This window comes from Limnohabitans sp., from assembly GCF_044361645.1.
GTDB lineage: Bacteria > Pseudomonadota > Gammaproteobacteria > Burkholderiales > Burkholderiaceae_C > Limnohabitans_A.
In genome coordinates this window covers 1-11,213 of the sequence record NZ_JBIKIL010000124.1, presented here as the reverse complement: position 1 = coordinate 11,213, position 11,213 = coordinate 1, and the positions used below count along the sequence as shown (strand labels likewise).

Sequence of the window (11,213 nt, the reverse complement as noted above, 5' to 3'; positions counted from 1 at the left end):
CCTGCTGCAGGCCTGCGGTTTGGGGCAACTTGCTCGGCAATTGCGACAAATCTTTGTCTACGAACCACTCAAGGCTGAGTCCAAAAACTGGGCGCTGAACTGAAAATGAATTTTTCAGGGACGACTAAAAAATTAAGTTTTCATTTTTATACCCTCAGAGCGACAGCCCCATCCAGATCCAATTCAATGAGGCCGTGCCGCACGGGCGCTGTGTTCAGCGTTGGACACTGCGGCGCTTTGCGATCGCCTCCGACAGCACCTGCAACACGCCTTCGCTGTCGTCCCAGCCGATGCAGGCGTCGGTGATGCTTTGGCCGTAGGTCAGTTTGGTCACATCGTGCTGACCAGGCGTGAACTTCTGCGCGCCGTCTTTCAGGTGGCTCTCGACCATGACGCCAAACACCTGGCGTGAACCGCCGCTGATTTGGGCTGCGATGTCTTTGGCCACGTCGATTTGGCGTTCGTGCTTTTTGCTGCTGTTGGCGTGGCTGCAGTCGACCATCAAACTGGCGGGCAGCTTGGCGGCTTGGAGTTCCTGGCAGGCGGCGGCCACGCTCTCGGCATCGTAGTTGGGGGCTTTGCCACCGCGCAAAATCACGTGGCAATCCCGGTTGCCCTGGGTCTGCACAATGGCCACCTGGCCGTTTTTGTGCACCGACAAAAAGTGGTGGCCACGGGCAGCGGCTTGAATGGCATCGGTGGCGATTTTGATGTTGCCGTCGGTGCCGTTCTTGAAGCCAATGGGCGCCGACAGGCCCGAGGCCAGCTCGCGGTGCACTTGGCTTTCGGTGGTGCGCGCGCCGATGGCGCCCCAGCTGATCAGGTCACCGATGTACTGGGGCGAGATCACATCCAAAAACTCGCTGCCCGCAGGCAGGCCCTGGCGGTTGATTTCAATCAGCAACTGGCGCGCAATGCGCAGGCCTTCGTCGATGCGGTAGCTCTCGTCCAAGTAGGGGTCGTTGATCAGGCCCTTCCAGCCCACGGTGGTGCGGGGTTTTTCGAAGTACACGCGCATCACAATTTCCAGGCTGTCGGCGTACTTGTCGCGCAGCGGTTTCAAGCGGCGGGCGTACTCGATGGCGGCGGCCGGGTCGTGGATCGAGCACGGGCCGATGATGACGAGCAGGCGGTCGTCTTGGCCGTGCACGATGTTCTGAATCGCTTGGCGGGTTTGGGAGATCAGGGTTTCGGTCGCCGTGCCGGCGATCGGGAAGAATCGGATCAAATGTTCTGGCGGTGGGAGCACGGTGATGTCCTTGATGCGTTCGTCGTCGGTCTGGCCTTTGCGGTCGGCGGCATTCGGGTACCAGCTTTCTGCGGTTGAGGTTTTGGTGTTCATCGTGGACTCCTGGAAGTTGAAAAATGGTCAAAAAAAACCGCCGGGCTTTGGGGCTCCGGCGGTGTGGTTCGAGATGTTCGGGTGCTTATGCGCTCGCCTCTCGTCCGCCTGGGACTGAGAACCAAAAATAAAAAAAGAAAAAGTTGGGGCGCAACGACATGGGGTTCAATGTAGCACAGCTTGTTGACGGTTCCTGAACAGGCACACGGGGACAAACCCGGGCCCACCCACAGGGCTCAGGCCGTGCCGCCCACCGTCAAGCCGTCGATGCGCAAGGTGGGCTGGCCCACGCCCACCGGCACGCTTTGGCCTTCTTTGCCGCAAGTGCCCACGCCCGAGTCCAGCTTCATGTCGTTGCCGATCAGGCTGATCTTTTTGAGCGACTCGGGGCCGCTGCCGATCAGGGTGGCGCCCTTGACGGGGTATTGGATTTTGCCGTTTTCCACCCAGTAAGCCTGGCTGGCCGAGAACACAAACTTGCCGCTGGTGATGTCCACCTGCCCGCCCGCAAAATTGGTGGCATACAGGCCCTTTTTGATGCTGGCCACGATTTCTTCGGGGCTCTTGTCGCCGCCCAGCATGTAGGTGTTGGTCATGCGCGGCATGGGCACATGGGCGTAGCTTTCGCGGCGGCCATTGCCCGTGGGCTTGACGCCCATCAGGCGGGCGTTCATCGAGTCTTGGATGTAGCCGCGCAAGATGCCGTCTTCGATCAGCACGTTCTTTTGAGTGGCGTGGCCTTCGTCGTCCACGTTCAGCGAGCCCCGGCGGTCGGCCATGGTGCCGTCGTCCAGCACCGTGACGCCTTTGGCCGCCACACGTTGACCGATGCGGCCGCTGAAGGCACTTGAGCCCTTGCGGTTGAAGTCGCCTTCCAGGCCGTGGCCCACGGCTTCGTGCAAGAGCACGCCGGGCCAGCCACTGCCCAACACCACGGTCATTTCACCGGCAGGCGCGGGGCGGGCTTCGAGGTTGATGAGGGCGGCCGACACGGCTTCTTGCACATAGCTCTCGACCATGGCGTCGTCAAAGTAAGCCAAGCCAAAGCGGCCACCGCCGCCCGCGCTGCCCACTTCACGGCGGCCGTTTTGCTCGGCGATCACCGTGACCGACAAACGAATCAAGGGGCGCACATCGGCGGCCAGCGTGCCATCGGCGCGCGCCACCATCACCACGTCGTATTCGGTGGCCAAACCGGCCATGACTTGCACCACGCGGGGGTCTTTGGCTTTGGCGGTTTTTTCCACCCGGCCCAGCAAGTCCACTTTGGCGGTGCTGTCCAGCGTGGACATGGGGTCGAGCGAGGGGTAGAGCGACCGGCTGGCCGACACCTTGCGGGCAGGCACCTTGATGCGTTTGTTTTGCGTCGCCTGCGCGATGCTGCGCACCGTCATGGCTGCATCCATCAAGGAGGCTTCGGAGATGTCGTCCGAGTAGGCGAAGGCGGTTTTCTCACCCGAGACGGCACGCACGCCCACACCCTGGTCGATGCTGAAGCTGCCGGTCTTGACGATGCCCTCTTCCAAGCTCCAGCCCTCAGAACGGGTGTACTGAAAGTACAGGTCGGCGTCGTCGACTTGGTGCGCCTGGATGGCGGACAGCGCCCGGCTCAGGTGACTTTCGTCCAAGCCAAAAGGCTCAAGCAAGAGGGAGCGGGCCGTGGCCAGACGTTCGATGGTGGGTTCGCGTGAAATCATGGGCTCCATTGTAGGCAGGCTGCAAGACCCTTGCCGGGGCTGGATGCGCGGGTCGGTCCCCTGCACCCAGCGTTGGCAGCGTTCAAGGCCGCTCATGGCCAGCCAATTTCAGCGCTGGCGCATGAGCTTGAGCAAGGCAGCGTCGTCCAAATCTGCCCAGCCCAAGGCCATGGCTTGGGCGAACACATCGCGCGCCATGCGTCCCAAAGCGGGGTCAAAAGCCACCTCGTCAGCGGCCTGCACAGCCAAACCCGTGTCTTTGGCCAGCAAAGTGACGTGGGCACGCGGTTCGAAATCACCGGCCAAGGCCCGGCGCATCCTGTTCGAGCCAATCCAGCTTTGACCGCTGGAAGCTTCAATCACCGACAGCGTGGCGGCAGGGTCCAGCCCCAGACGCTCGGCCAAGGCCATGGCCTCGGCAGCACCTGCCAGATTCACGGCAGCTAACAAATTGTTGACGAGTTTGGTGCGCGCGCCGTCTCCTGCGCGGGTTCCGACGCGAAAAACTTGCTGACTCAAAGCATTCAGAAGCTTTTGGCTGCGTTGCCACACCGCATCCGAGCAGGCCACCATCAAGCTCATGCTGCCCTCTTGGGCCCGCACAGGACCACCCGACATGGGCGCATCGATGCAGTCAATGCCCATCTGCGCCAAACGCTCGGCCTGGCTTTGCACCGTGGCAGGCCCCAGGGTTGGGCACAGCATGACGGCTTGACCCGGCTTCAAAACCGGGCCAGCGCCCCCATCGCCCCAAAGCACCGCCTCGGTTTGTGCAGCATCCACCACGACCACCATCAACACACCATCTGGCGTCAGATGTCGAGCCGCTGCCATCGCAGACCCACAGGCCACGGCCCCCAGGGCCACGGCCTTCGACTGAGCCAGCGGGTCGGTGTCATGCACCGCCACGGACCAGCCAAAACCGCGCAAACGGGTCAGCATGCCACCGCCCATATTGCCCACCCCCACCACCGCAACTTGTGTCAGAAATGTCATGTTTGTACCAGTTGTTTGGACCGCGCTATCGACATCAAGATGCCCAAGGCCATGCCCAAAGTCACCATGGCCGTACCGCCATAAGAGACGAAGGGCAAGGGCACCCCCACCACCGGCAAAATGCCGCTGACCATGCCCATGTTCACAAAGGCATAGGTGAAGAAAATCATGGCCATGCTGCCGGCCAACAAACGGCTGAACAAGGTCGGGGCCTGCATGGCAATGACCAGTGCCCGGTAGATTAAAAAGAAGAAGCAGGCCAACAAGACCAAACCGCCGAACAGGCCAAACTCTTCACCCAAAGCCGCAAAAATAAAGTCGGTGGTGCGCTCGGGGATGAACTCCAGGTGGGTTTGCGTGCCCTGCATGAAGCCCTTGCCCCAAAAGCCACCCGAGCCAATCGCGATCATGCCCTGAATGATGTGAAAGCCCTTGCCCAGCGGGTCGCGGCCCGGGTCGAGCAAGGTGCACACCCTTTGCCGCTGGTACTCGTGCAAAACATACCAATCCACATCGGGTTTGCACAAACTGGGCTCCATGATCACCAGCACCACAATGCCCAAAAGCCCGAGCAAAACTGGCGGCAAAATCCAGCGCCACTTCAGTCCCGCAAAAAAGATCACCGTCAGCCCAGCGGCCAGCACCAACAAGGAGGTGCCCAAGTCGGGTTGCTTCATGATCAAAGCAACCGGTATACCCAAAATCAAAAGTGCCACCGCAAAGTCAAAGGGTCGCAACTGGCCCTCTCTTTTTTGAAACCATGCCGCCAACATCAAAGGCAAAGCGATTTTCAAGATTTCACTGGGCTGGATAACCACGCCTAAATAGAGCCAGCGCGTAGACCCTTTTTTGGTGATGCCGAAAAGCTCAACCCCCACCAGCAAAATCACGCCCACGATGTAAACAGGCATGGCCCAAGCCATCATTTTGGAGGGCGGCACTTGCGCCACCACAAACATGATGCCTCCCGCAATCAACATGTTGCGCCCGTGGTCAACAAATCGGGTGCCATGGTCAAAACCGGCCGAATACATGATCAACATGCCCATGCAAACCAGCAACAGGACCGCAACGACCAAAGGGCCGTCAAAACCGCTCAGCAAAAACCCCAGGCGCTGCCAAACTGTGGGCTTTTGAAAAACGGTGGCCGAAGTCAGTGGCGGCTGGCGAAGGGTCATTTTGTGGCCTGTCAGGCAAACTCGCCCTTGGGATCACGGCCCATCAGGTGTTGTACCGCTTCTTGGGCACTCCAGCGGCCATCGAGCAAAGCCACCACCGCCTCGGTGATGGGCATGTCCACACCCACATCGCGGGCACGGCGCAAGACCGTGCGGGCGCTGTACACCCCTTCGGCCACATGCCCCAACGAGGCCACGGCCTGCGCCAGACTTTGCCCTTGCGCCAACAGCAAGCCCACTTTGCGGTTACGGCTCAAGTCGCCCGTGGCCGTCAAGACCAAATCACCCAAGCCTGACAAGCCCATGAATGTATCGGCCTGGGCACCCAGTGCGCTGCCTAAGCGGGTCATTTCAGCCAATCCGCGCGTGATCAGCGCGGCACGGGCATTCAGACCCAAATTCAAGCCATCGCACAAACCGGTGGCGATGGCCAACACGTTTTTGACGGCACCACCCACCTCCACACCCACAATGTCGCTGTTGGCATAGACCCTCAAAGCAGGCCCATGAAAAGCTTGCACCAAGGCTTGCCGCACGCTGGCGTGCGCACTGGCCGCGACCAAGGCCGTGGGCTGCTCCAGCGCCACGCCAAGGGCGAAACTGGGGCCACTCAAGGCACCCGCCAACAGGCTCGGTGCCACTTGAGCCTGAACTTCATGCGGCATCAGGCCGGTGCCTGACTCCAAACCTTTGCACAGCCAAGCCACAGGCGCTGTCACGCCCACCATGGAACTCAACACGCTGCGCAAACCAGCCACGGGCGTGGCAATGACGAACAAACTGTGCTCAGAGTTTTTCGCCCACAAAGGGGGCAAAGGACCCGATGAGATGCTCATGGAGCCCGGCAACTGGATGCCTGCCAAATAGCGGGCGTTTTGCTTTTGCTCTCGCAAAGCCCTCGCTTGGGACTCGTCACGTGCATGCAAAGTCACTCTGTGCACGGCGGGGTGCCGAGCGGCCGCCAAGGCCATGGCCGTGCCCCATGCGCCCGCACCGATCAGGGTGATGTGCATGCTCCGAATAGACCTCGGCGCTTACTGCGGGATGGCAGCGGCTTGTTCGGCTTGCTGCACTTGCTGCTGTTCGTACATGGCTTGGAAGTTGATTTCGGCCAAATGCACCGGCGGAAAGCCCGCACGGGTGATCAGGTCAGCCACATTGCCGCGCAGGTAGGGATAGACGATTTGCGGACAAGCAATGCCCATGACCGGGCCCATTTGCTCCTCAGGCAAATGGCGGATTTCAAAAATACCGCCTTGCTTGCATTCGACCAAAAACACGGTTTTGTCGGCAATTTTGGTGTGCACGGTGGCCGTCACACAGACCTCAAACACGCCCTCAGCCACGGGCTTGGCTTCCACACCCAACTGGATGTCCACACTGGGCTGCTGCTGGTCGAGCAAGATCGCTGGCGAATTGGGTTGCTCCAGTGACGCTTCTTTCAGATAAACGCGCTGGATTTGAAAAACAGGGGCTTGCACCTCGGCGGCAGGGGCGACAACGTTATCGGTCATGGGTCACTCTTAAAAAAGAAGGCTGCGGCGGTTAACCGTGCCATAGATGGAAAAGAAAGCATTATCGGCGATGCCGGCTTGGCCTTGGTTGCCACACCAGCCCGAACCTCGGCTGCTCAAGCGCCGTTGCAGCCTCAAAGCCCTTGCAACAAAGACTGCAATCCGCCTTGAGCGTCGAGTGCCATCAAATCGTCACAGCCGCCCACATGCGTAGCGCCTATGAAAATTTGCGGTACCGTGCGGCGACCCGTGATCTGCACCATGTGGCTTCGCTGAGCCGGATCGGTGTCGATGCGGATCTCTTCGATGTGCTCAACCCCTTTGGATTGGAGAAGCTGCTTGGCCCTTGTGCAGTAAGGGCAAACGGCGGTGGTGAACATCTTGACGGCTTGCATGGGGGAATCCTTGTGGCAACAAAAAACGCAAAGAAGTTGTCAAGCTTTTTCGGTTGGCATGCTGGCCAGCACCCAAGCCTTGAGGCCACCAGCGAGAGATTGCGCATTCTCATAGCCGAGCTTACGGGCCGAAGCCGCAGCCCGCGCCGAACGGGCACCCACCTGGCACACCATGATGACTGGGGTTGACTTGTTTTTAACCACCAAGGGCAGCTTGTCCTCCAGTTGACCCAAAGGCACATTTTTGGCACCCATCACATGGCCACGGGCAAACTCATCGGGCTCACACACATCGATGACCACGGCTTTTTCACGGTTCATCAGCTGCACCATGGCATTGGGGTCCAAGCCACTGCCTTTGTTCAGCACGGGCAAAAGCAAAGCCAAACCTGAAGCCAGCGCCATGGCCAACAACATCCAGTTATCGATGAGAAAGTTCACGAATCAAACCTTTAACGCAAAAAAACAAAGGCCCTGAATCAGGCCTGCCAGCAGGGATTCTAAAATGACAAACTTATTCCCTTGTTTTGACCCCCCTCTGCGGCGCTTCTGCATATGTACAAACTGGTCCTCATCCGTCACGGCGAATCCACTTGGAACCTCGAAAACCGATTCACCGGCTGGACCGATGTGGAGCTGACCCCCACAGGCGTGAAGCAAGCCATGTCCGCAGGCCAACTGCTCAAAGCCCAAGGCTGGGACTTTGACATGGGCTACACCTCGCTGCTCAAGCGGGCCATTCACACCCTGTGGCTCACCCTGGAAGAAATGGACCGCACTTGGCTTCCCGTGGTCAAGGACTTTCGCTTGAACGAGCGCCACTATGGCGCTTTACAAGGCCTGAACAAAGCCGACATGGCCAAAGAGTTTGGAGAGGAACAGGTGTTGGTGTGGCGTCGCAGCTACGACATTGCGCCGCCCATTTTGGCGGCCAATGATCCGCGCTGCGAGCGCAAGGACCGCCGCTACGCCAAGCTTGACCCTCTGGCTGTGCCGCTGACCGAATGCCTGAAAGACACCGTTGCCCGCGTGCTGCCCTTTTGGAACAGCACCATTGCGCCCAGCATCTTGTCTGGCCAACGGGTCTTGATTGCCGCGCACGGCAACTCCATCCGCGCCTTGATCAAATACCTGGACCAAGTCTCAGAGCAAGACATCGTGCACCTGAACATTCCGAACGGCATCCCTCTGGTCTATGAGCTCGACAAAGACCTGCAGCCCATTCGCCACTATTACCTTGGTGCTGCCCAGGCCGACGTCCAGGGCGTGCCCATGGCCGAACCAAGCAAAACCTGAGCTTGCCAAGCCTTTGCCGGGAATTTACAAGTTCACCCCACGCCATGCAAGGTGGGGGTGTATATTGGTTTCATTTTTCATCGATTAGGCAAACGCCAAATGGGACAAAAACTCAAAATCATCGGCTGGATCAGTGTGGGCGCTCTCGCAGGTGCCCTGGCCACGGTCTCGCTGCAAACCGTGGCCCGTGCCAACATGGCGCCCTTGCCGCTGGAAGAGCTGCAACAACTGGCGGCTGTGTTTGGCATGGTGAAAAGCGACTATGTGGAGCCGGTGGATGAGAAAAAACTGATCACTGAAGCCATCAGCGGCATGGTGGCCAGCTTAGACCCGCACTCGCAATACTTTGACAAGAAGAGTTTCAAGCAATTTTCTGAGGGCACTTCGGGCCGGTTTGTGGGTGTGGGCATTGAAATCAGCCAAGAAGACGGTCTGGTCAAAGTGGTCACCCCGATAGAGGGCTCACCTGCTGACCGTGCTGGCCTCAAAACCAACGACCTGATCACCAAAGTGGACGACACCCCCCTCAAAGGCTTGCCTTTGAGCGAAGCGGTCAAGCGCATGCGCGGCGAGCCCAAGACCAAAGTGGTGCTCACGATTTTCCGCAAAGACGAAAACCGCACCTTTCCGGTCACCATCATCCGCGAAGAAATCAAGACCCAATCCGTTAAATCGCGCATGATCGAGCCCGGCTATGGCTGGATTCGCGTCTCGCAATTCCAAGAACGCACGGTCGAAGACTTCGCGCGGAAAGTCGAGGAGCTTTACAAACAAGACACCCTGCTCAAAGGACTGGTCCTCGATTTGCGCAACGACCCAGGCGGTCTTTTAGATGCCGCAATCGCTTTGTCAGCCGCCTTTTTGCCCGAAAACGTCACGGTGGTCACCACCAATGGCCAACTGCAAGAGAACAAGATCACCTACAAAGCCTCACCGCAATTTTGGCGTCGCAACAGCACCAATGACCCCATCACCCGAATGACCCAAGCCACGGGCGGTGCACTGAAAAAAGTACCTTTGGTGGTGCTGGTCAACGAAGGCTCTGCATCGGCCAGTGAAATCGTGGCAGGTGCCTTGCAAGACTACAAGCGGGGCACCTTGATGGGCAGCCAAACTTTCGGCAAAGGCTCGGTGCAAACCGTGCGCCAACTGGGGCCTGACACCGCCCTCAAAATCACCACCGCGCGGTATTACACGCCGACGGGTCGCGCCATCCAAGCCAAAGGCATCGTGCCCGATGTGATGCTGGACGAAACCGAAAACGGCAACGTCTTCGCCGCTCTGCGCACCCGCGAGGCCGACTTGGAAAAGCACCTGACCAACGGCAAAGAGGCCGAGGACAAGAAAGACCCCGCGCGTGAAAAAGCCCGCGAAGAAGCCATTAAAAGGATAGAAGAAGAGGCCAACAAATCCGTTGCCGAACGCCGCCTGCCCGAATTTGGTTCTGACAAAGACTTCCAACTGGCGCAAGCCATCAGGCAACTCAAAGGCCTGCCGGTGAAGGCCAGTACGACACTGGCCGAGCGCCAAGTCGAGAAAAAGGACTGATCCCGTCGAACGCTGGACTCAGCCCATGGATGACACCCAACTGCTGCGCTACTCGCGGCACATCTTGCTCAACGAATTAGGCATTGACGGGCAAGAAAAATTGTTGGCCTCGCATGCCTTGGTCATTGGTGCGGGGGGTCTGGGCTCTCCGGTCTGCCTGTACCTGGGCAGCGCGGGGGTGGGACACATCACCGTGGTTGACCATGACCAAGTCGACGCCACCAATTTGCAGCGCCAAATTGCCCACACCCTGGACCGGGTGGGGCAAGACAAGGCCGAATCGGTGCGCACCGCGATTGCACAGATCAACCCCGATGTGCGCGTGACCCCCATCACCCAGCGGGCCGATGCCGCACTGCTTGACCGCCTGGTGGCCCAAGCCGACGTGGTGATCGACTGCTGCGACAACTTTGCCACGCGCCAAGCCGTGAACCTGGCCTGCGTGGTGCACCACAAGCCGCTGGTCTCGGGTGCGGCCATCCGCATGGACGGCCAAGTCTCGGTGTTTGACAGCACCCAACCCCAAGCCCCCTGCTACGCCTGCATTTTTCCGCCCCAAGCCATGCCCGAAGAAACCCGCTGCGCCACCCTGGGTGTGTTCGCGCCGCTGGTGGGCATCATTGGCACGGTGCAAGCGGCCGAGGCCCTGAAAATTTTGAGCGGCATGGGCAGCCACATGGCCGGTCGCTTGCTCATGCTCGACGGGCGCGAACTGTCGTGGACCGACATCCGCATGCAGCGCAACCCGGTTTGCACGGTGTGCGCCTCACTTCGGGCTTGATTTCGCGCTGCATTCGCGCCTGTCAAAACAGCTTCCCATCGGTGTCAAAACTGCCCTTGCGGCTTGGGTTTGGCACCCACTCAGGGCCACTGGTGCGGGTGCGGGTACGGGCATTTGCACTTGCGAAACACCTACTCGGTGACTGAGCTCAGGGTCAAGGCAGCGCCTCAAGCACCACATCCATGGCATTTCCAACACAAAGCGCCATGCCGTATGCACCCGACCACATGGCGCAACCCCAAACACCCACCATCAAAACCAGACAGACCTCAAGCCTGCGTCACCACCAAGCGGCCTTCTTGCAACATTCTTTGCAACAAATCACTGGTTGTCTCCGATGTGATGCCCGAACCCGAGTTGCTGGTGTCAATGCCCTGCAAGGTCACCAGCAAACCAAATGTGTTGGCCCCCTCTGCATCCTTGCCGTCACGGTCAACCCACACCTGCCAATCCGTCACATCCGCAT

At 59.3% G+C, this 11,213-nt stretch carries 12 protein-coding genes; 3 read left to right on the top strand and 9 right to left on the bottom strand.

What is annotated here, in order from left to right; all coding sequences use genetic code 11:
* Positions 1-214 precede the first annotated feature (214 nt).
* The 8 genes from ACIQ39_RS16085 to ACIQ39_RS16050 all read right to left on the bottom strand — a co-directional run bounded on the left by ACIQ39_RS16085 (position 215) and on the right by ACIQ39_RS16050 (position 7,563).
* Positions 215-1,342 carry a 3-deoxy-7-phosphoheptulonate synthase gene (locus ACIQ39_RS16085; RefSeq protein WP_396435616.1) on the bottom strand — a complete coding sequence of 376 codons (1,128 nt, stop codon included), beginning with the start codon at positions 1,340-1,342 and terminating at the stop codon, positions 215-217.
* Positions 1,343-1,578: 236 nt separating this feature from the next.
* Positions 1,579-3,039 carry a metalloprotease TldD gene (gene tldD / locus ACIQ39_RS16080; RefSeq protein WP_396435615.1) on the bottom strand — a complete coding sequence of 487 codons (1,461 nt, stop codon included), beginning with the start codon at positions 3,037-3,039 and terminating at the stop codon, positions 1,579-1,581.
* A 108-nt stretch (positions 3,040-3,147) separates the two neighbouring features.
* The gene (locus ACIQ39_RS16075; protein WP_396435614.1) at positions 3,148-4,035 is read right to left on the bottom strand and encodes an NAD(P)-dependent oxidoreductase; all 888 of its coding nucleotides are present in this window, start codon (positions 4,033-4,035) and stop codon (positions 3,148-3,150) included.
* Positions 4,032-5,213 carry a rod shape-determining protein RodA gene (rodA, locus tag ACIQ39_RS16070; protein WP_396435613.1) on the bottom strand — a complete coding sequence of 394 codons (1,182 nt, stop codon included), beginning with the start codon at positions 5,211-5,213 and terminating at the stop codon, positions 4,032-4,034. Before rodA ends, ACIQ39_RS16075 begins: the two co-directional genes overlap by 4 nt.
* A gap of 11 nt (positions 5,214-5,224) precedes the next feature.
* On the bottom strand, positions 5,225-6,226 hold the full coding sequence (locus ACIQ39_RS16065) for an NAD(P)H-dependent glycerol-3-phosphate dehydrogenase (protein WP_396435612.1): 1,002 nt from the start codon (positions 6,224-6,226) through the stop codon (positions 5,225-5,227).
* 21 nt (positions 6,227-6,247) lie between these two features.
* Positions 6,248-6,727, bottom strand: a complete 480-nt coding sequence (gene secB, locus ACIQ39_RS16060) for a protein-export chaperone SecB (RefSeq protein WP_396435611.1) — start codon at positions 6,725-6,727, stop codon at positions 6,248-6,250.
* Between the two features lie 134 nt (positions 6,728-6,861).
* The gene (grxC, locus tag ACIQ39_RS16055; RefSeq protein WP_396435610.1) at positions 6,862-7,122 is read right to left on the bottom strand and encodes a glutaredoxin 3; all 261 of its coding nucleotides are present in this window, start codon (positions 7,120-7,122) and stop codon (positions 6,862-6,864) included.
* Between the two features lie 39 nt (positions 7,123-7,161).
* Positions 7,162-7,563, bottom strand: coding sequence for a rhodanese-like domain-containing protein (locus tag ACIQ39_RS16050; protein ID WP_396435609.1), 402 nt, complete (start codon positions 7,561-7,563; stop codon positions 7,162-7,164).
* A gap of 114 nt (positions 7,564-7,677) precedes the next feature.
* On the opposite strand from ACIQ39_RS16050, the gene gpmA reads away from it, so the two are divergent.
* From gpmA to ACIQ39_RS16035, 3 genes are all read left to right on the top strand, one after another.
* Complete coding sequence (gene gpmA, locus ACIQ39_RS16045; protein ID WP_396435608.1) at positions 7,678-8,418, top strand: 2,3-diphosphoglycerate-dependent phosphoglycerate mutase; 741 nt, start codon at positions 7,678-7,680, stop codon at positions 8,416-8,418.
* A gap of 99 nt (positions 8,419-8,517) precedes the next feature.
* A complete protein-coding gene (locus ACIQ39_RS16040) occupies positions 8,518-9,966 on the top strand; it encodes a S41 family peptidase (protein WP_396435607.1) in 1,449 nt (482 codons plus the stop codon).
* Positions 9,967-9,991: 25 nt separating this feature from the next.
* Positions 9,992-10,747: a HesA/MoeB/ThiF family protein gene (locus tag ACIQ39_RS16035; RefSeq protein WP_396435606.1), complete on the top strand. Its 756-nt coding sequence runs from the start codon at positions 9,992-9,994 to the stop codon at positions 10,745-10,747.
* A gap of 269 nt (positions 10,748-11,016) precedes the next feature.
* Here ACIQ39_RS16035 and ACIQ39_RS16030 read toward each other — a convergent pair.
* Positions 11,017-11,213, bottom strand: a 197-nt coding sequence (locus tag ACIQ39_RS16030; protein WP_396435605.1) for a hypothetical protein, incomplete at its 5' end; no start/stop codon positions are given.

Coding starts and splice junctions, on each gene's coding strand:
- ACIQ39_RS16085 (WP_396435616.1), bottom strand. CDS start 1,342: ATGAACACCAAAACCTCAACCGCAGAAAGCTGGTACCCGAATGCCGCC.
- tldD (WP_396435615.1), bottom strand. CDS start 3,039: ATGATTTCACGCGAACCCACCATCGAACGTCTGGCCACGGCCCGCTCC.
- ACIQ39_RS16075 (WP_396435614.1), bottom strand. CDS start 4,035: ATGACATTTCTGACACAAGTTGCGGTGGTGGGGGTGGGCAATATGGGC.
- rodA (WP_396435613.1), bottom strand. CDS start 5,213: ATGACCCTTCGCCAGCCGCCACTGACTTCGGCCACCGTTTTTCAAAAG.
- ACIQ39_RS16065 (WP_396435612.1), bottom strand. CDS start 6,226: ATGCACATCACCCTGATCGGTGCGGGCGCATGGGGCACGGCCATGGCC.
- secB (WP_396435611.1), bottom strand. CDS start 6,727: ATGACCGATAACGTTGTCGCCCCTGCCGCCGAGGTGCAAGCCCCTGTT.
- grxC (WP_396435610.1), bottom strand. CDS start 7,122: ATGCAAGCCGTCAAGATGTTCACCACCGCCGTTTGCCCTTACTGCACA.
- gpmA (WP_396435608.1), top strand. CDS start 7,678: ATGTACAAACTGGTCCTCATCCGTCACGGCGAATCCACTTGGAACCTC.
- ACIQ39_RS16040 (WP_396435607.1), top strand. CDS start 8,518: ATGGGACAAAAACTCAAAATCATCGGCTGGATCAGTGTGGGCGCTCTC.
- ACIQ39_RS16035 (WP_396435606.1), top strand. CDS start 9,992: ATGGATGACACCCAACTGCTGCGCTACTCGCGGCACATCTTGCTCAAC.